A 20,557-nucleotide genomic window follows, 5' to 3' on the forward strand; every position below is an offset into this window, starting at 1 on the left:
TAGGAGAGATTGAAAAGATGGTTGCTTTCGTCCCGACAATGAAGAGCTTGGATTCCGACAAGAAGCCGTCAGGCATTCCGAAAACAAAGGATGCTGTTGTTGAAGAAAAGATTGACTTCTCAAAGGTAAAAGTTGAGCCTTTGTTTGAAGAATATGTTGATTTTGAAACATTCTCAAAGTCAGATTTCCGTGCAGTAAAGGTCAAGGCTTGCGAGGCTGTTAAGAAGTCGAAGAAGCTTTTACAGTTCACTCTTGATGACGGCACAGGCACAGACCGCACAATTTTAAGCGGTATCCACGCTTATTATGAGCCGGAAGAACTGGTTGGAAAGACTCTTATCGCTATCACAAATCTTCCGCCGAGAGCAATGATGGGTATTGACTCCTGCGGTATGCTCCTCAGTGCAGTTCACGAAGAAGAAGGCGAAGAAAAGCTCCACCTCCTCATGGTTGATAACCATATCCCCGCAGGTGCAAAGCTCTATTAAGATGATGTAAAGATGTACCGTTTACAAAATAGATTGATGCAGAAATCGGTGCAAGCAAGGAAAAATCGCATAATTAGTGTAATGAGTGGGCAATTCCAATCGGAGTTGCCCATTTTTAAAACAAACAGAAATACAAATCGAGATTTGTCTGTGAAAAGCCCGTGAATAAGCGGATGTTAATATGTATTGCTTGTGGCAACGGCTCTATTGAATATATAATTGAGCTATCAAAAACAAGGAGGCAGAGATTATGCTAAATGAAAATATCAAAAGAATTAGAAAGTCAAAAGGGCTGTCGCAAGAAGAACTGGCAATTAAACTGAACGTAGTAAGACAGACAGTATCAAAATGGGAGAATGGTTTGTCAGTTCCAGATTCCAATATGCTGATTATTTTGGCGAATGAACTGGATACTACTGTAAGTGAATTACTTGGAGAACCTGTAGCAGAACCGACTACCGATGATTTAAAGATTCTTTCTGAAAAATTAGAAGTTATTAATTTGCAGCTTGCAAAAAGAAGTATAACAAAGGTAAAAACGATTCGATGGATTCTTATTTCATTGTGTGCGGTTATAGTGGTAATATTTATCGCACTTGCATCTACGAATAGTTTTTATTTGAATTGGAATTACAATGATCCTGAGTTGGCAGTGGCAGGAACAATACTGCATGGGTTTGAATTCTTGTTTGTAAGACTCGCACCGATTGTTTTTTTGACTTCGGTGGTTGGAGTTGTGGTGACATATAAGAAAAGATAAATTCCAGTTTGTAGGGATGACATGAAAAATGAAGTTTAAGGAACAGTGAAATAGATGTTAATAGAAATTAGATAAATCGGAATTTGAGAAGGTAAGTGAATGGGATACCATGGAGGAATATGATAATGTCGAAAGATGAGTATTTGATAACCGATACGCCCCTCAAAGCGTTGACGGTTTTTGCAATGCCAATGATTCTTGGAAGTTTTTTTCAGCAAATATACAATATGGCCGACTCTATTATTGTCGGCCAGTTTGTTAGTTCTTCCGCACTTGCAGCTGTCGGAGCATGTGCAGCATTGACAAATGTGTTCATTTGTGTGGCACTGGGAGCCGGTGTCGGAGCCGGTGTGCTTGTGAGCCGTTATTTCGGAGCCAGGAAGTATGGCAAAATGAAAACAATCGTGTCAACCTCCTTGATTAGCTTTTTACTTCTAAGTATAGTCCTTGGTGTTTTTGGCTTTTTCTTCGCCGGCTCGATGATGAGTGGACTGCAAACCCCTGCCGACATACTGGATGATGCAGTACTGTATCTGCGGGTCTATTTTGTGGGCTTTCCGTTTCTGTTTATGTATAACATTCTTTCTACCATGTTCACCTCAATCGGCGAATCCAAAATTCCACTGGGACTGCTGATTTTTTCGTCCATCCTGAATATTTTAATGGATCTTTGGATGGTAGCCGGGCTAGGTCTCGGTGTGTTCGGTGCGGCTATTGCAACCCTTATTGCACAGGGAATTTCCGCAGTGTTTTCGTTTTTGATTTTCTTTGCACGGATGCAGCGATATAAAAGCCCCTTTAACAGGTTTGAACGGCAGGAGCTGTATTCCATGCTTCGCATTGCGGTGCCGTCGGTTTTACAGCAGTCCACAGTGTCCATCGGTATGATGATTGTGCAGGCAGTGGTAAATCCTTTCGGTACACAGGCACTCGCCGGGTACACAGCAACGATGAGGGTGGAAAATGTTTTTTCATTGATCTTTGTATCCATCGGCAATGCGGTTTCGCCGTATGTTTCCCAGAATCTTGGCGCAAAGAAAATTGATCGTATCAAAAAAGGCTACCATGCTGCGCTGGTGCTGGATCTGTGCTTTGCCGTTCTTGCCTTTCTCGTCATTGAAACGCTACACACGCAGATTTCCTCGCTGTTTTTAGGAAGAGACGGAACGGCGTTTGCCTATCAGGTGTCCGGTGATTATATGAGGTGGATCGGTTACTTTTTCATCTTCATGGGTATCAAGATGGCAACCGATGGAGTCCTTCGCGGTCTCGGAATTATGCGTCCGTTCCTCGTTGCAAACATAGTGAATCTTGCGATTCGTCTGTCCGTTGCCATGATCTGTGCACCGCGTTTCGGCATTGCCTTTGTCTGGCTTGCGGTACCGGCTGGTTGGCTTGCAAACTTTATAATCTCCTATGTGGCTCTTAGGAGATCATGGTCGACTGATAAAATGGCATCCATTAGTTAACTTCCGGTTAGCCAACTTGCCCTTTGAGAAGAGAATTTTACAAAAGAAGTGTTCTCTATTTTCTCAGGCGAGAAAGTTCTTGAGAATTTACGGTGTGATAACAACCTGATGAAAACAATGGTTGACCGCTTCGGAGAAGATGTGACAGACCAATATCAAACCGGACGAAGTGCATATTTGCGACTGGGACAACTATTTATGAGATTATTTGCTGGATTGCTATAAGAATCTGATGAAACGACCTTTCAAAAACAGTTGATTTAGAAGTTAACTTTTTTTGAAAGGCCGTTTTTGCTATATCTAACAGTCTGTTGTACAAAGAAGATTTTGCATGGATGAAAAAACAAACCTTGTTGAGGTTAAATTGAGTTTTCCATTGTATTGTATTGCTAATGAATAAGAATAAGAAAAAGAACAGACAATGCTGAATGCTCTGGAAACAAGAATATCTGAGTATAGTATGTAAGTTCATAACAGAATGAAAGGAGCAATTCAAATGAGCAATTTGGAAAATTATATGAAACAGCAAGCAATTTTTTGTGAACAAAATGATAGCATTAGTAAGAATCTGTATTCAGAGTATGGTGTAAAAAGAGGCTTACGAGATGAAAAAGGAGGAAGAAGATCGTGTTTCAAATATTAATTGTAGAAGATGATAAAGAATTAAGCCAGCTATTCCAAAATGTGCTTGAGAAGAATGGATATCAGGTCAAAAGTGCATCGGATGGAGCACTGGCATTAGAAATATTGGATAAAGAGTATATTGATCTGATCATTTCCGATATTATGATGCCGGTTATGGATGGTTATGAACTGGTGTCGGAACTCCGTTCAGCAGGATATCAGATACCGGTACTTATGATCACTGCGAAAGGTTCCTTTGATGATATGCGCCAGGGATTTCTTTCGGGAAGTGACGATTATATGGTAAAACCGGTAAATGTGAATGAAATGGTTTTAAGAGTCGGAGCACTGCTTCGCCGTGCACAGATACTGAATGAACACAAAATTGTGATTGGTTCAACAGAGTTTGATTATGATGCAATGACGGTTACAACTGATAAGGAAAGTCTTGTTTTGCCTAAAAAAGAATTCCTGCTTTTATATAAGCTTGCAGCTTCGCCAGGCAGAACATTTACAAAACAACAGTTGATGGATGAAGTATGGGGATACGAGACGGAAGCAGACCCACATACGATAGAGGTACATATAGGAAGAATCAGAGAGCATTTTAAAGATAACCCTGATTTTGAAATCGTAACAATGCGTGGAATTGGATACAAGGTGGTGAAAAAATAATGGAACAAAAGAAAGAAAAAGGATTGCGGATCCGATCCTGTCTGACCGGTGCAATCTGGCTGGCACTTGTATTTTCAACAGTCATATCTGCTTTATTATTTGCTTTTTTGAATCATTTTTTTAATCTGCCGGGCAGCATACCTGTGCTTGGCTGGCTTTTGATTTTCAATACATTGATTGCAGGGCTGATCACTTCCTTTATTAATGCAAAGTTACTGGAACCAATTACCAGACTTAGTAAAGCAATGAAGGAAGTTTCTCAGGGAGATTTTGAACAGCATTTGGAAACGAACAGCCGTATAGCAGAAGTTGGAGAATCTTATCAAAGTTTTAACGTTATGACAAAAGAACTTCGTGCAACAGAGATGCTGCAGATGAATTTTGTATCTGATGTTTCTCATGAGTTTAAGACCCCGATTAATGCCATTGAAGGATATACAATGCTGCTTCAGGGAGAAGAACTGTCTCCGGATCAAGAGAAATATGTAGAAAAAATCTTATTTAACACCCAAAGACTTTCCGGATTGGTTGGTAATATTTTGCTGTTATCCAAGTTAGAGAATCAGAATATACCAATGAAAAAAACAGAATATCGTCTGGATGAACAGATCCGCCAGGCATTTCTTTCATTGGAAACAAAATGGACAGAAAAAGAAATTGGTTTTCAGGTGGAATTGGAGGAAGTTAAATATACTGGGAATGAAGGACTTTTTATGCATATCTGGATAAATCTTTTGGATAATGCGATTAAGTTCAGCCCTCCAAAGGGGACAATTACGATGTTTCTGAAGCAAGAACAGGATTCTGTTAAATTCATTCTGGAAGATGAAGGACCAGGAATAGAGGATGATGTAAAATCCAGAATATTTGACAAGTTCTATCAGGTAGATGGATCTCATAAAGCAGAAGGAAATGGCCTAGGTCTTGCACTTGTAAAACGGATTGTAGATAGTGCCGGAGGAACAATCAAAGCAGAAAACCGTGAATATGGTGGATGCAGATTTGTTATAGAGCTGCCAAAGCAGAAAGATGAGATTATATAGTTTTAAGATAAATTAGAAGATTGGATGATTTATATGACATTTTATCAGGAGTTGCAGTTAAATCAGGCAGGTTCTAAAAACCTGTTGAAAAAGAGTGAAACACTAAAAGAAAAATTATATCATATGTGGGTATATCTGGTGAAGATAGCTGTTACAATGGCATTTTGTTTTTTCTTTGTTAGTATTTTCAGCATCCTATTTGGAAATGAGAACAGCATTGTAGGTGTAGTAGTCTTATTATGTCTCATGGTGTTTAGAAATGCGGATCTGGGGATCCACACCGGACAATCTACGATGCTTTTGGCTTTGTTCTTTGGAATTATGACTGTATGTCCGCATTTAGCAAATCAGTTTTCACCGGTATTGGGAATGCTGTTAAATATTGCGGCACTGGCTGTGTTGATTCTGTTCGGATGCCATAATCCATTCATGTTTAATCAATCTACATTGGTTCTTGGGTATCTGCTGCTATATGGTTATGATGTTACGGGAAAAAGCTATCAGATGCGATTAGTCGGAATGGCTTTAGGTGCAGCACTTACCTGCTTCGTATTTTATCGAAATCATAAAAACAGAACTTATAAAAGTAATCTGAAAGATCTGATACAAGAATTTGATATCACTTCTTCCAGAACAAAATGGCAGATATGTCAGATTTTATGCGTACCGATTGTCCTTTGCATTGCAGAACTTTGTAATATGCCACGTGCAATGTGGGCTGGTATTGCGGCCATGTCCGTGATTTTGCCGTCTATGGAAGATATGCACTACAGAGTCCGTAAAAGGATTGTCGGAAATATTGCAGGTGTTATATGTTTTACAGCATTATATTTTCTGCTTCCTTCGTCAATCTATGCATATATAGGAATTCTTGGTGGAATCGGTGTAGGATTTTCAGCACAATATGGCTGGCAGGCAGTATTTAACACATTTGGTGCTTTAGCCATTGCTGCAGAGACTTATGGACTACAAGGAGCGGTTAGTCTTAGAGTGATTCAAAATGTTTTTGGTGTTGTGTTTGCTTTAGCATTTTGTGTTATATTTTATTGGTTTATGTCTAAAAAAAAGAAAAGTGATGTGACCGTACATGCAGAGCAAAGTGAATCAGGAAGAAAATTTGAATAGAATTATTACGGTTCCTAGATAAGGTTTTTTATGATGAAAACAGTATATCACATGCGGTCATGCATTGAAAATACTGTTCAGTTAAAAAATGCTGTATTTTTTAGGTGCACTAATGCGTAGAAAGCAGGTGTATGATGAGTTCAAATCATTTTTTTGTGTATGACAAAAAGACAGATTGCATATCTGCCTCATAATGGAGTATAATGGTAACGAGATTTATGCAACCCGATACATGAAATCCCTATTTCTCTTTGGACGGAGGTGGATAGGATAATTTCGATTGTACCTGACAGGTGTCAGATACTTTTGTATGAGAAGCATGGTCTCTGTTTCGTTACCACCGTGTTTGAGATATGCCCTGCATATGTTTACTGCGATGGCGAAATTTGTATCAGGTATAATAAAACTGTCGAAGACACAGTAATTCTGATAAGCCTGTTGCTTTTGAAAAAACAAAATAAAAATGTAACTTTTGGAGAATGAAAATGAATAACGAAATTATTATATCGCATATCAGTATGCCGTACGGAGTGTTGCATGATCAAAAATTGAATTCTGTTAAATGCGAAAATAATCAAATGATTTTTACATTTGATATTAAAATATTTCCGCAGAATTATGTCGGCGATTGTTATAAACAGTACGAATGTTATAAGCATTGTGATATGATTGTGGCAATGAAAGAGGAGTCTTTTAACGATTTTAATTTTGTTTCGGCAACTGATAAAAACGGAAAATTTGAAGGTATTTCCTTGTCACAGGCTGAGTTTATTAATGCAATCAATAATGCTTATACAGCTGAATTTATAGATTGCTTTGCAAATAACAGCGAATTAAAAATTGAATTGAGTGTTAATTATTACGACGCTGAAAAGCAATATAGAAAATATCGAAAATTCAGTTTATGCAGTGTAGCACTCTATGCCGAAAAAGTGATTTGGAATTGGTATTGAATTAATAAAAAAATTTGAAAATATGAGACCGCAATGAGTCTGAAATTGTAAAGGTTTTTGCAATTGCGGTGGGGTGTTGTGTCGGCAATGAAAATGAAATGACATTACATTTAACTGAGACGAACAGAATTTTATGAGTGATGCGGATAAATAAGCTTATAATCTTATTTTGAAAATTAAAATCATTATAAAATTTGCAGACATATTTTTGTTAATGGCTGTTGAAAATGAAAGGTACTCCGTGTAAACTTATCGTAAAGATAAGTCACGGAGTGCTTTTGCTTTTTGTGATTTATGATTTAGTATCGGATTTTTGGAATAATAACTCTGTTTGGCAAGAAAAATGACAAATTGAAAAATGTTAAAATAAAATCGTGCCGAAATTGGAACACAAAGTTTGAATTTAAGAAAAGCGTTCCGAAATGGGAACACTTTACAATCACATATTAAACCACAATCTGACCGTTATAACACTCATAATTGCGGCGGTTAGGTCGGCGGTTATGGCGGCAAAGAGGGTGTGGCGAATTTTTTTGACACGGATACAGCCAAAGTACATTGCGATTGCGTAGAAGGTTGTTTCGCTTGAACCTGCGAGTACGGAGGCTGTTCTGCCCGCAAAGCTGTCGGGACCGCAGGTTTTGTAAAGGGCTGTGAGGAGTGCGGTTGAACCGCTTCCCGAAACGGGGCGGAGGAGTACGAGCGGAACGATTTCTTTCGGAAATCCTAAAAATTCCGCTGTCGGCTGAATCAGTGCGCATATTGCGTCAATTGCTCCGCTTGACTGCAAAAGGTCAACGGCAAACACAAGTCCCATAATTGTAGGGGCAATGTTGTACAGAAGTTTTACTCCCTCTTTTGCCCCCGAGATGAACACATCGAATACGGGAACTTTTTTTATCAGCCCGAATACCACAACAATACACGCAAATGCCGGCATTACAAATTCCATTTGCTCACCACATTTCTCAAATTTTACCTTGCCTTATATTCAGCGTACAGGCAATCAGCAACGCTACCGCCAACGCACACGCAGAGCTTATCCAGACGGGAACGATAATTTCAAAAGGCGCAGAGCTTCCGTAGGATTGGCGGAGTGCGGCAAGCGTTGTTGGTAACAGCTGGAGTGACGCTGTGTTCATAACTACAAAAACAACCATTTCGTTGCTCGCAATGTCACGGCGGTCATTGAGCGTGTGCAGCTGTTCCATTGCTTTTAGTCCGAAAGGTGTGGCGGCATTGCCGAGTCCGAGCAGATTTGCACTGATATTCATAGTGATGCTTTGAAAGGCGTCACTTTTTTTATCAAGCCTCGGAAAAAGCGGACGGAGCAACGGTGCAAAGATTTTTGCAAAAATGTTTGTCAAACCGCTTTCGACTGCGATTTTCATAATTCCCGACCAAAGGCAGATTATGCCTGCCATTGTGAGAATAAGCTGTATTGATGACGCTCCGCTTTCGATGAGTGCGTTTGAAATGTCGGCGGTGTTGCCCATAAACAACGCACACAATACGCTCACGGCAATGAGTCCGCTCCAGATATAATTCAGCATTTTTACTCCTTTTGCTGCAATTAACGACAAAATGTACAATATTGTCATTTTTGTAATCAAATTATTTAATAAAATCGTTGACAAAAATCCCGAAAAATGGTAGTATAGGTAAAAATAGGGATTATGGTGAATTAAAAAATAGGGATTATGGTGAATTAAAATGATTTATACAAACTTTAGGGAAATTGATAAAGCAGGCAGAATTGTAATATCAAAGGATATCCGCAACCACCTCAACATTAAGCCGGGTGACATTCTTCACATTGAGGCTGACGATGAGTGCGTTACGATTAAAAAGGCAGAGAGTAAGTGCGTTTTTTGCAATACTCTTGATAATCTGATTGCATTCGGCGGAAAATATGTATGCAGAGATTGTGTTGAAAAGCTCAAAGGCTGATACTGCTTTCGGCTACTCTAAAATATACTTGACCGAATTTGAAATTATGATAACGGACGGTGTTTTTATGGACAGAATTGACAAAATTAATTATTATCTTGACATTGCCGAAACTGTGCTTGAAAGGGGAACTTGCCTGCGCAGAAATTTTGGTGCAATTATCGTGAACAACGACCAGATTGTTTCAACAGGCTATACAGGTGCTCCGAGAGGCAGAAAAAATTGCTGTGATTTGGGATTTTGTATCCGTCAGGAACGCAACATTCCCCGTGGCGAGCGTTACGAACTTTGCAGAAGCGTTCACGCCGAGGCGAACGCTATTATTCATGCATCAAGAGAACAGATGATTGGCGCAACGCTTTATCTTGTCGGCAAGGAGATGTCAAACGGCGAGTATGTTCAGAACACATCTTCGTGTGCAATGTGCAAGCGTATGGTTATCAACGCAGGTATTGACAAGGTTATTGTCAGAAACGATAAAACCGATTTTACGGAAATTGATGTGAACGATTGGATTATGTCCGATGATTCGCTTGACGCACTCCGTGGCTATTGATATGAAAACACGGCTTTTTATAACCGATATCCGCAAAATTTCTTTTGACAGAGTCGGTGAGCTTTCTTCCGAAAGGGCGGAGCGTGTTCAAAGATGCCGCCGAGATGACGATAAACTGCGTTGCATTGCAGGCGGATTGTTTATGAACAAATTTCTTGGCGGTGCAAAAATCACCGTGAATGAATTCGGCAAGCCCGAATGTGACAATGGGCTTTGTTTCAATATTTCGCACAGCGGAAGCTATGTGCTTTTTGCGTTGTCGGGGTCCGAAGTCGGCTGTGATATTGAAGAAATTCGATTTCTCAATGGTATAAGGCTCGGCAAAATTGTTTTCTGCGACAACGAGATGAAATTGCTGGGCAACGCTTTTGACAGGCTCGGCACATTTTTTGAATTGTGGACTAAAAAAGAGGCACTCCTAAAATGTATGGGTGACGGATTTCACCGTGGCGCAAAAAGTGTTTATGTCAGCAACGGAAAATTCTCTGAAAATCAAACCGAATATTATATGAAGCAATACAAATTTTCGGACTATGAAATCAGCCTTTGCAGTGTGCAAAATGATTTCCCGAAAGATATTGAATTTATAATTTTATAAATATAAAGCCACGATTTTGAATCAACCTCCAAAATCATTAGATTTTGGATCTGACTTTTTTTGGGGGGAAACATCAATTTTTGGGCTTTTTTACATAGGAAATACAAAACAAACCCCTGATTTTGTTAATATGCTTGTTATTGCTATTTTTAAATAATTGTGATACAATTTACTTTAATTAGTGTAGCAATCGGCTACATATATTGTGTATGAAAAAATTCGGAACGGAAACATCCGTCTGCACACGGATGTTTTGCAATTTTCAGGGGGGACACTATGCCGACATTTACCAAGGCGGCTATCAAGGCGACCTTTATTTCGCTCTTGAATAAAAAGCCGTTGAATAAAATTACAGTCAAGGAAATTGTTGAAGAATGCGGAATTAACCGTAATTCCTTCTACTACCATTTTGACGACATTCCGTCGCTTCTTGAGGAAATTCTCGTTGAAGAGGCTGACAGATTTGTTGCGACCGAAACCGACAACAATACCTCTGTTTATGAAAGCCTGATTTCTGTAATTGACTATGCTTCTTCTAACAAGTCGGTGATTCAGCACATTTACAATTCTGCGAACAGAACTACATTTGATGTGTATCTCAACAGGATTTGTACTCACGCTATAAAAAGCTATTTTGACAAGCTTGAAATTACAAAAAACATTGCCGAAGATGACCTTGACGCAATGATTATGTACTACAAGTGTCAGCTTGTCGGTTTTATTATCGACTGGCTCGGCGGAGGTATGAAATATGACCTCAAAATTAAGATGAAACGCATTTGTGAGCTGTTTGAGGGTTCAATGGAGTCTGCATTGGACAGATGTGCCAAAATCAATGTCTGATTGCTGTTTTATTGGTTAAAATTGAATATTTGTGCTTGCTTGCGTGTCTGAAATGCAGACGAATTTAACAAAATGTCTGATTTCCGTACAAATTTATTGCCGTGTCTAAATTCCTGACACGGCATTTTTTGTGTCTGTTTAAATTTTAACAAAGCCGTAATAGAATATATTACGGACAAAGGAAATACGGTTCACCTCTCGGATCGTTCCTTTGAATGCAGAGTGCAGTCTGCAAATCATATATGAAGGAGTATGAAATATGAAGTTAGGGAAAGCGGTTGTTAAAAGCCGTTTCGTAATCCTTATACTTGCCGTTGCGCTGATGATTCCGTCAGCCTTGGGAATGGCATTTACAAGGGTTAATTACGACATTCTTAGTTATCTTCCCGATAACCTCGACACAATCAAGGGTCAGGATTATCTGCTTGATGACTTTGGAAAGGGTGCTTTTTCATTCCTCATCTTTGAGAATATGGATGATAAGGATGTTGCGGCAACGGAGGAAAAAATCAAAGAAATCGACCATGTTGATACGGTTCTTTGGTATGACGATTTTGCCGACATCTCAATTCCAAAGGAAATGTTGCCCGACAAAATTTATGATGCGTTCAATTCGGGAAATGCAACGATGATGGCGGTATTCTTCGATACCTCAACATCAGCAGATGAAACAATGAACGCTATCGAAGAAATCCGTTCGGTTGCCGGTAAACAATGCTTTGTTTCGGGTATGTCGGCAATGATTACGGATATGAAAGATATGTTTGAGGAACAGGAAATGACTTATGTTGCAATCGCTGTTGTTCTTGCGGTAATTGCAATGATGATATTTATGGATAACTGGATTATCCCGTTTGTGTTCCTTGCAAGTATAGCGGTTGCTATCCTTGTAAATATGGGCAGTAACTACTTTATGGGTGAGGTTTCATTCATTACCAAAGCGTTGGCGGCAGTCCTTCAGCTTGCGGTAACAATGGACTACTCAATCTTCCTGTGGCACAGCTACGAAGAGCAAAAGGGCATTTGTGAAAACCACAAGCAGGCGATGGCTGTTGCAATTCACGAAACCGTTCGTTCCGTAATCGGAAGTTCAATCACAACGGTTGCAGGCTTTATCGCACTTTGCTTTATGACATTCACACTTGGTCTTGACCTCGGTATTGTAATGGCAAAGGGTGTTATCCTCGGTGTTATCTCCTGTGTAACGGTTCTTCCGTCGCTCATTCTTGTTCTTGACAAGCCTCTTGAAAAGACAATGCACAAGTCGCTTATTCCGTCAACAAAGAAGCTTGCAACAGGACTTGTTAAAATTTTCCCCGTATTTCTCGTGATGTTTGCGGCTCTTATTTATCCGTTCTATTCGGCATACAGCCAGACAAACAATGAGATTTACTACGATTTGTCGGAAAGTCTTCCCGAAGATATGGCAAATGTAATTGCCAACACAAAGCTTAAAGATGAATTCGGTGTCGGTACAACACATATGGTTCTTGTTGATTCTTCGCTTTCTGCAAAGGACGCAAGAAATATGACAAACGAGCTTGAAAAGGTTGACGGCGTAAAATATGTTCTCGGTCTTGAAAGCGTTGTAGGTTCGCTTGTTCCGGAAGAAGTTCTTCCCGATTCAATCACAAGCGTTCTCAAAAATGATAAATGGGAGCTTATGCTTATCAACTCTGAGTACAAAACAGCCACAGATCCTATGGCAAAGCAGATTGACGAGTTGAATAAAATCATTACAAAGTATGATAAGGACGGACTTCTCATCGGTGAAGCCGCTTGTACAAACGACCTTGTAAACATCACGACAGTTGACTTTCAGGTTGTAAATGCAATTTCTATTGTTGCAATCTTTATTATCATTGCGATTGTTGAAAAGAGTATCACACTTCCGATTATTCTTGTTGCGGTTATTGAGCTTGCAATCTTTATTAACCTCGGTATTCCGCATCTTATGGGCGAGTCGCTCCCGTTCATCACACCTATCTGTATAAGTACAATTCAGCTTGGCGCAACGGTTGACTACGCAATTTTGATGACGACACGATATAAGAAGGAAAGGTATCTCGGAAACGATAAACGCACCTCGGTTATTACGGCACTTGAAACTTCAATTCCGTCAATCATCGTTAGTGCAATGGGACTCTTTGCCGCTACAATCGGTGTTGCATTCTACTCGGATGTTGACCTTATTTCATCAATCTGTAAGCTCCTTGCAAGAGGCGCTGTCATCAGTATGTTCTGCGTAACGCTTATTTTGCCGGCAATGTTTATGCTGTTCGACAAGGTAATTGCAAAGACAACTCTCGGTTTTAAGCCGAAAAAAACATCAATTTCGGAGGCTGCTGTATAATGAAAAAGACTAACAAAAATAATAATCATAAATTTTTAAGCAAAAACTACATTAAGGGCGCTATTTCGGGTGCACTTGCACTCACGATTCTTTGCAGCGGAGTAGGCGTTGCCGCTTATTCCGCCGGTGCAGACAATACTGCACAGGCTCTCGGTGTTCAGACAGAAAGTACGGTTGAGGCTGTTAAGAAGGCAAGCACAACTAAAGAGGCTCTCAAAAAGCTCAGCAAAAATGAAACCGTTTATGTTATTGCCGACGCAAGCGGTGCGGCTAAGAAAATCATTGTAAGTGACTGGCTCAAGGGTGTAGATACAAAAGGCAAGGTAAAGGATGTTTCAAACCTCAAGGATGTTAAAAATGTTAAGGGTGACGAAACATACACGGTAAACGAAGACAACGCTTATGAGTGGGCTGCAAATGGCGATGACATCTACTATCAGGGAACAGGCACAACCGAACTTCCAGTAAAACTCAAATTAAGCTACAAGCTTAACGGCAAAACTGTTTCTGCAGATGAAATTGCAGGCAAGAGCGGTAAGGTTACAATCCGCATTGACTATGAAAACACACAGAAGGAAAAGGTTAAGATTAACGGCAAGACAAAAGAAGTTAATGTTCCGTTCCTTATGCTTTCGGGTATGATTCTTGACGATGACAAATTCAAAAATGTTGAGGTTTCAAACGGCAAGGCGATCAATGACGGTACAAGAACAATCGTTGCCGGTTTTGCTCTTCCGGGTATGCAGGACAGCCTTGACATTGACAAGGATGAAATGGAAATCCCTGATTATGTTGAAATCACAGCAGATACAACCGATTTTGAACTTTCAACAACAATGACAGTTGCAATGAACGATATTTTCAACGATGTTGATTTTTCAAAGGTTGACGATAAGGTTGACGAGCTTAAGGATTCTCTTGATGAACTCGAAGACGCCGCAGAACAGCTTGTTGACGGTTCTTCACAGCTTTATGACGGTATCGGCACACTTCTTGACAAGTCAGGCACACTCATTGAAGGTATTGACAAGCTTTATGACGGTGCAGAACAGGTAAACAGCGGTGCAAAAAAACTTGACAGCGGTGCAGACGGTCTTTCAAGCGGAGCAAAAACGCTTGATGACGGTGCGTCAAAGCTCAAAAACGGTGCATCACAGCTTGACAGCGGTGCATCACAGCTTGACAGCGGTCTTGCAACACTTGCAGGCGGTGCGTCACAGGTTGACAACGGTGCGGCAAGTCTCAGCAGTTATGTTGCAACACTTGCGGGCGGTCTCGGCAAGCTTTCATCCAACAGCGCAACTCTAAACGGCGGTGCAGAACAGGTGTTTAACACACTTCTTTCAACTGCCGACACTCAGATTGCCGCCGCAGGTCTTACAGCCGACAAGCTTACAATTAAAAACTATGACAGCGTTCTTGAAGGACTTATTTCATCACTCAGCGATGAAAATGCTCAGAAGCTCGCTTACAATACAGCACTTGAAACAGTAACGGCAACTGTAAACAGCCAGAAGGATGTTATCAGAACTGCCGTTGAGGCAACGGTAAGAAAGTCTGTTACGGAACAGGTTCTCGCAGCCGCAGGTCTTGGTATGACGGCAGATCAGTATGATGCCGCTGTTGCCGCAGGTCAGGTCAGCGAAGAAGTTCAGGCTCAGGTTTCTACTGCAGTTTCTACACAGATGAGTACATCTGCGGTTCAGGCTGCAATTGACAGCAATACAGAGGCACAGATTCAGAGCCTTATCGAAACAAATATGAACAGCGAAGAGGTTAAGAGTCAGATTCAGGCAGGTGTTGCAAAAGCTCAGGCAGGCAGAAAGTCACTTCAGGCTCTCAAAACTCAGCTTGACAGCTACAACACATTCTATCAGGGTGTGCTTTCATACACAGCGGGTGTTGATCAGGCTAACGAGGGCGCTCAGCAGATTCTCGCCGGCACATATACACTCAAGGACGGCACAGGTTCACTTGTAAGCGGTGCCGGTCAGCTCAAGAACGGTTCTTCAAGTCTTAAGAGCGGTACAAGCGAACTCAAGAGCGGTACTTCAACCCTCAAGGACGGTACATCAAGCCTTAAAAGCGGTGTAAAGACTCTCAAAAACGGCACAAGCTCACTTTCAAACGGTACTAAATCATTGTTTGAGGGTGTCGGTACTCTCAAAGACGGCAGTGCAGCACTTGTTGACGGCGTTAAACAGCTCAATGACGGTGCAATGACATTGTCCAAGGGTATGAAGAAGTTCAAAGAGGAGGGCATTGACAGCATTGTTGATGCCGCAAACGGTGATGTCCGGGATATCATCGACCGTTTCAAGGCTGTTCAGAAAGCATCAAAGAAGTACAACAACTACAGCGGTATTTCCGATGATATGGACGGTAAGGTTGACTTCATCTACAAGACCGATTCAATCGAGAAAAAGTAATTTAATATATTCAACAGCAAGACGAAAGGCTTATTTCCCTAACCCTTTCATACACAATATAAAAAGCAGTTATGTCGTTTGGCATAGCTGCTTTTTGCTTTGTATGATGTTTTTTGTAAATTTCAAAACTTGAAAAAATTACAAATAATAAAACGAATTTCACCGCAAACAATACTATTGCGGCGATGAAAACGGGATGCCGAAACGCCGCTTTATTAATAAATTTAACGAGATTTAAAAGTTTTGAAAAGGAGAAAACAAATTATGTCAAGCAATAACAATCAGATTAATGTACCTCAGGCAAAGGAAGCCATGGAACGCTTTAAGATGGAATGTGCCAACGAAGTAGGCGTAAACCTCAAACAGGGATATAACGGCGACATTTCTGCAAGAGAAGCAGGTTCTGTAGGCGGTCAGATGGTTAAAAAGATGATTGAGTCTTACGAAAACAGTATGAAATAAGCTTTAAAACCGATTTTCAGGGGCATATAGCTATGTGTTAGCTGTATGTCCCTATTTTTCGCCCACAGGCTTATTATGGACGATTCAGAGCATAAAAAACAGGACTGCACATTCGCACAGTCCTGCAATTGTCGATTATCAGATGTTTACAATATCAACATTAACTTTCAGATGTTCGGGAAGTGTTTCCTGCTTGAAAAACATTGACATATACCATGGATAATATGTTATGCCGTTTTCAATTTCCAAATTGCCCTTGCAGAACACAATACCGCTGTTTATGTTCCAACTCTGCTTTGCAATCAAGTTATCCAATGCCTTGTGTTTTGTGTAGTCATTGCCCGACTTAATTTCAATCGGCACGGCTGACTTCCCTTTTTGAACGATAAAATCAATTTCACCGATATTCTTCTTATTGAAATATCTTAAAAGAAAACCGTTTGAAACAAGCTCCTGGGCAAATACATTTTCAAGGATACTTCCCATATTAACGGACAAATCTCCCGACAGTATGTCAAACTGAATGTTTCCCATTGATGCGGCACAAAGCAGTCCCGTATCACACAAGAACAGTTTAAAAAGATTGTTCTGTAGGTTGAGCTCAAGCGGCAGTACGGGTTCGGTTATGTTGTAACAGGGGAGAGCAACTCCTGCGTCTGCAAGCCAGTTGAAACTTGTTTCGTATCTCAACATTCGTGCAGAATTTTTAATATCGGAAAGTGTAAATCTTCTGTTTCTGTCATTAAGCTGAGCGGGAATTAAATCAAAAATGCTCTTTATCTTCTCTTTGTTGTTGTCGGAATATTTTGAAATATCCTGTCTGTACAATTCGAGAATATCTTTTTGAATTTTCAAGACCTCGCCGATGTCTTTTGTATCAACAAATTTCTGTACAACCGCAGGCATTCCGCCGACAATAATATAGTATTGAAAAAGCTTCAACATTGATTGATGGACTGCTTCCGTAACCGTTTCTTTATTGTCGTAACATTTCTTTAAATATTCTATCGTTTGTGGCTGAATACCGTTTGCAGTTGCAAATTCTTCAAAATCAAGCGGATACATACGGTAGTTTTCTTCGTAACCGACGGGATAGGACTTTACTTCTTTATATCTTACTCCGAGCAGTGAACCCGATTCAATGTAATCAAACTGCCCGTCATCTACAAGAAATTTAATTGCCGTTCTCGCAGACGGACATTCCTGTATCTCGTCAAAGAAAATCAAAGTATCTCCCTTTACTAAGGGCTTTTGTGTGTATGCTGTGAGGTTAATCAGTATTGTTTCAGCATTCAAATCCCCGTTGAATATCTTTGCGGCATCGGGATTTGTGATGAAATTTATCTCGATAAAGTTTGAATAATTTTCTTCTGCAAATTTTCTTATAATATATGTTTTGCCGATTTGCCTTGCTCCTGAAATGAGCAGAGCTTTTTTATCGGGTGTATTTTTCCATTTTACTAAATGTTCATAGGCTTTTCTTTGAAGCATAAAATCACCTCTTAATTGTAGTGTAACATTATTCTTGAAAATATTCAATCATTTGTAACGAAATTCTTGATTTCTCAAGGTGATTTGTAACATTTTTCTAAACAGAGTGATTCAGAGCATAAAAAAACAGGACTGCACATATGTACAGCCCTGAAAATTGAATTGTTAAATTGATTAAGCCTCGGCTCTGTTGATTGCATTGAGAACGCCGAGTACCGATGCAACATTGACATTTGAGTCAATGCCGATGCCGAAGATATTCTTTCCGTCAGGCTTTTTGAGTTCGATGTATGAAACAGCCTTTGAGTCGGAACCCTGAGAAATTGCGTGCTGACTGTATGAGATGAATTCGTACTTGTCAAGACCGACCTTTTTGATTGCATTGAAGAATGCGTCAATAGGACCGTTGCCGACACCGCTGAGAGAAACTTCTTCGTTGCCGTTAATCTTCATCTTGCCCTTGAAGTGAACATAATCATTGCCGTTTTCGCTCTCTTCATAAATCTTTCTGCTTGAGAGAACATATTTCTGCTTATGCTCAAGATAATTCTTCTCGAATACCTCAAACAACTCTTTCGGAATAAGCTCTCTGCCAAGCTCCTCACATTTTGCCTGAACAAGCTTTGAAAATTCGGGATGCATTCTCTTTGGAAGGTCATAACCGAAGTTATTGTTCATAACAAAAGCCGCACCGCCCTTACCGGACTGTGAGTTGATTCTGATAATCGGCTCATACTCTCTGCCGACATCGGCAGGGTCAATCGGAAGATACGGAATTTCCCAGTAATCTGTTCCGCTTTCTTTCATATATTTCATACCCTTGTTGATAGCGTCCTGATGTGAGCCCGAGAATGCTGTAAATACAAGCTCGCCGATATATGGCTGACGAGGATCAATCTTCATATTTGTGCAACGCTCATAGATTTCACGGAGCTTTGGAAGATTTGAGAAGTCAAGCTTAGGATCAACGCCCTGTGTGAACATATTAAGTCCCATCGTAACGATATCCATATTACCTGTACGCTCACCGTTGCCGAAGAGTGTACCCTCAACTCTCTCAGCGCCTGCAAGCAATGCAAGTTCGCCTGCGGCAACACCGCATCCACGGTCATTGTGTGGGTGAATACTGATGATAGCGGCGTCACGATGTTTAAGATTTCTTGCAAAGTATTCAATCTGATCTGCATATGTGTTCGGTGTACACATCTCAACAGTATTCGGAAGATTGACAATCAACTTGTTTTCGGGAGTCGAACCGAGTGCCTCGATAACCCTGTCGCAGATTTCAACAGCGTTTTCAGGCTCAGTACCGCTGAAGCTTTCGGGAGAATATTCAAATCTGAAGTTTGTATCTCCGTCATATTCATCCGTAAGCTGTTTAATAAGCTTTGCACCGTCAACGGCAATTTTGATTACGCCGTCCATATCTGTTTTGAAAACAACTTTTCTTTGGAGAGTTGAAGTTGAGTTATAGAAATGAACGATAACATTCTTAGCACCCTTAACAGCCTCAAAAGTTTTTCTGATAAGATGCTCTCTTGCCTGAACAAGAACCTGAATTGTTACATCATCGGGAATGTGGTTGTTTTCGATAAGCTCACGGCAGATTTCATATTCTGTTTCTGACGCACTCGGAAAACCGATTTCGATTTCCTTAAAGCCCATATCGCAAAGTGCATGGAAAAATTCGAGCTTTTCTTCAAGGTTCATAGGATCGACAAGCGCCTGATTACCGTCACGAAGGTCAACACTGCACCAGATCGGTGCTTTTGTTATAGTATTGTTTGGCCACTGTCTGTCCGGCAGATTAATCTGCTTAAAGGGAATGTACTTTTCAAATGATGGTTTCATATAATAACCTCCTGTTAAATAGCACAAAAAAATCGCCCCCCTAAACAAAGGGACGAATAAAATCCGTGGTACCACCCGTATTCAAGAACACATCACTGTGTTCTCCTTAAAGACTTCTGACAAAGTCCCGACCGATAACGCAGTCTTGCGTTTCGCATTACATATATATAGTATATACACTTCACACGAAAAACTCGGGGATGAGCTATCCATACAATGTTCCATGCTGACTCACACCAACCGTCACAGCTCTCTTTGCCGGTTCATTTGCATCTTGTTCCCGTCAATGTTTTTAAGGGGATTCATTTGTTAATACTATTATATATATATACCCATTCTTTGTCAAGAAAATTGTTTTGAAAATCTGTCGAATAAAGTTTATTTTTAAAAAAAGGGTGTATATAGTGAATTTTGGGATAAAATAAACAACAAATGAGTTTAAAATGTAGAAATTGCCGATAATGTAAAAAAGATAAAAAAATTGTCAAAAAGGGGTTTACAAAAGATAGAAGTGCTGATATAATATCAACTGTTGCGCTGAGAGGCGAGGCAAACAAGAGAAAACACAGACGGTGAAAGAGTGTAGAACGCACGGAAGTGGAGAGTCAGCATTCAGGAAGTAATCAAAAGTGTTGCTCGGTTTTGATTTTAAAAGCTGAAAAAACTTTTTAAAAAACTTTTAAAAAGTGCTTGACAAAATCAAAACAATGTAGTACAATAGCTCTTGCACTGCTGAGGTTAGCGACTTCAAATGAAGAAAGCAAACAAGCCTTGAAAGTGCGTAGGACCTTGAAAATTGAACAACGAGAAAATAGTAAAGAAACCCGTAATGACTTTGAGGAAAGCTCAAAGAATTACAGTGAGATGTACACTAAAAAGCATCAGGA

Annotated in this window: 18 protein-coding genes and 1 other annotated feature; of the genes, 14 read left to right on the plus strand and 4 right to left on the minus strand. The window is 40.1% G+C overall.

What is annotated here, in order from left to right:
- Window positions 1-17: 17 nt before the first annotated feature.
- From WMO31_RS07475 to WMO31_RS07505, 7 genes are all read left to right on the plus strand, one after another.
- Window positions 18-488: a methionine--tRNA ligase gene (locus WMO31_RS07475; protein WP_341481113.1), complete on the plus strand. Its 471-nt coding sequence runs from the start codon at window positions 18-20 to the stop codon at window positions 486-488.
- A gap of 250 nt (window positions 489-738) precedes the next feature.
- Window positions 739-1,248: a helix-turn-helix domain-containing protein gene (locus tag WMO31_RS07480; protein WP_296177239.1), complete on the plus strand. Its 510-nt coding sequence runs from the start codon at window positions 739-741 to the stop codon at window positions 1,246-1,248.
- Window positions 1,249-1,373: 125 nt separating this feature from the next.
- Window positions 1,374-2,717, plus strand: a complete 1,344-nt coding sequence (locus tag WMO31_RS07485) for an MATE family efflux transporter (protein ID WP_367999454.1) — start codon at window positions 1,374-1,376, stop codon at window positions 2,715-2,717.
- A gap of 627 nt (window positions 2,718-3,344) precedes the next feature.
- The gene (locus tag WMO31_RS07490) at window positions 3,345-4,016 is read left to right on the plus strand and encodes a response regulator transcription factor (protein ID WP_101028975.1); all 672 of its coding nucleotides are present in this window, start codon (window positions 3,345-3,347) and stop codon (window positions 4,014-4,016) included.
- Window positions 4,016-5,059 (plus strand): HAMP domain-containing sensor histidine kinase, encoded by a 1,044-nt coding sequence (locus WMO31_RS07495; RefSeq protein WP_294440485.1) that lies wholly within the window; start codon window positions 4,016-4,018, stop codon window positions 5,057-5,059. Before WMO31_RS07490 ends, WMO31_RS07495 begins: the two co-directional genes overlap by 1 nt.
- A 33-nt stretch (window positions 5,060-5,092) precedes the next feature.
- Window positions 5,093-6,184 carry an FUSC family protein gene (locus WMO31_RS07500; protein WP_367999455.1) on the plus strand — a complete coding sequence of 364 codons (1,092 nt, stop codon included), beginning with the start codon at window positions 5,093-5,095 and terminating at the stop codon, window positions 6,182-6,184.
- 485 nt (window positions 6,185-6,669) lie between these two features.
- Window positions 6,670-7,137 carry a hypothetical protein gene (locus WMO31_RS07505; protein WP_304019871.1) on the plus strand — a complete coding sequence of 156 codons (468 nt, stop codon included), beginning with the start codon at window positions 6,670-6,672 and terminating at the stop codon, window positions 7,135-7,137.
- 439 nt (window positions 7,138-7,576) lie between these two features.
- On the opposite strand, the gene WMO31_RS07510 is transcribed toward WMO31_RS07505, so the two are convergent.
- On the minus strand, window positions 7,577-8,089 hold the full coding sequence (locus tag WMO31_RS07510; RefSeq protein WP_015522783.1) for a spore maturation protein: 513 nt from the start codon (window positions 8,087-8,089) through the stop codon (window positions 7,577-7,579).
- Between the two features lie 16 nt (window positions 8,090-8,105).
- The gene (locus tag WMO31_RS07515; RefSeq protein ID WP_117949939.1) at window positions 8,106-8,690 is read right to left on the minus strand and encodes a nucleoside recognition domain-containing protein; all 585 of its coding nucleotides are present in this window, start codon (window positions 8,688-8,690) and stop codon (window positions 8,106-8,108) included.
- Window positions 8,691-8,850: 160 nt separating this feature from the next.
- Here WMO31_RS07515 and WMO31_RS07520 point away from each other — a divergent pair, with 160 nt between their 5' ends.
- The 7 genes from WMO31_RS07520 to WMO31_RS07550 all read left to right on the plus strand — a co-directional run bounded on the left by WMO31_RS07520 (window position 8,851) and on the right by WMO31_RS07550 (window position 16,328).
- On the plus strand, window positions 8,851-9,087 hold the full coding sequence (locus tag WMO31_RS07520) for an AbrB/MazE/SpoVT family DNA-binding domain-containing protein (RefSeq protein ID WP_015522781.1): 237 nt from the start codon (window positions 8,851-8,853) through the stop codon (window positions 9,085-9,087).
- Window positions 9,088-9,154: 67 nt separating this feature from the next.
- Window positions 9,155-9,643, plus strand: a complete 489-nt coding sequence (locus tag WMO31_RS07525; RefSeq protein ID WP_015522780.1) for a deoxycytidylate deaminase — start codon at window positions 9,155-9,157, stop codon at window positions 9,641-9,643.
- A gap of 1 nt (window position 9,644) precedes the next feature.
- Entirely contained in the window at window positions 9,645-10,241 is a 597-nt protein-coding gene (locus tag WMO31_RS07530) for a 4'-phosphopantetheinyl transferase family protein (protein WP_187299894.1), read from the plus strand.
- Between the two features lie 276 nt (window positions 10,242-10,517).
- Window positions 10,518-11,084, plus strand: coding sequence for a TetR/AcrR family transcriptional regulator (locus WMO31_RS07535; RefSeq protein ID WP_117949943.1), 567 nt, complete (start codon window positions 10,518-10,520; stop codon window positions 11,082-11,084).
- A 259-nt stretch (window positions 11,085-11,343) separates the two neighbouring features.
- Window positions 11,344-13,437: an efflux RND transporter permease subunit gene (locus tag WMO31_RS07540; protein WP_117949944.1), complete on the plus strand. Its 2,094-nt coding sequence runs from the start codon at window positions 11,344-11,346 to the stop codon at window positions 13,435-13,437.
- A complete protein-coding gene (locus WMO31_RS07545; RefSeq protein WP_367999456.1) occupies window positions 13,437-15,866 on the plus strand; it encodes a hypothetical protein in 2,430 nt (809 codons plus the stop codon). The genes WMO31_RS07540 and WMO31_RS07545 overlap by 1 nt, the downstream gene beginning before the upstream one ends.
- A 264-nt stretch (window positions 15,867-16,130) precedes the next feature.
- Complete coding sequence (locus WMO31_RS07550) at window positions 16,131-16,328, plus strand: alpha/beta-type small acid-soluble spore protein (protein ID WP_015522775.1); 198 nt, start codon at window positions 16,131-16,133, stop codon at window positions 16,326-16,328.
- A 138-nt stretch (window positions 16,329-16,466) separates the two neighbouring features.
- Here the strand turns inward: WMO31_RS07550 and WMO31_RS07555 are convergent, their stop codons facing one another.
- Both WMO31_RS07555 and leuA read right to left on the minus strand, forming a co-directional pair.
- Complete coding sequence (locus WMO31_RS07555) at window positions 16,467-17,819, minus strand: ATP-binding protein (RefSeq protein ID WP_303806983.1); 1,353 nt, start codon at window positions 17,817-17,819, stop codon at window positions 16,467-16,469.
- Between the two features lie 174 nt (window positions 17,820-17,993).
- Window positions 17,994-19,670 carry a 2-isopropylmalate synthase gene (gene leuA, locus WMO31_RS07560; protein ID WP_367999457.1) on the minus strand — a complete coding sequence of 559 codons (1,677 nt, stop codon included), beginning with the start codon at window positions 19,668-19,670 and terminating at the stop codon, window positions 17,994-17,996.
- A gap of 45 nt (window positions 19,671-19,715) precedes the next feature.
- Window positions 19,716-19,966, minus strand: a binding site (T-box leader).
- Window positions 19,967-20,557 lie beyond the last annotated feature (591 nt).

Source organism: Ruminococcoides intestinale (assembly GCF_040095935.1).
Taxonomy (GTDB): Bacteria; Bacillota; Clostridia; order Oscillospirales; family Acutalibacteraceae; genus Ruminococcoides; species Ruminococcoides intestinale.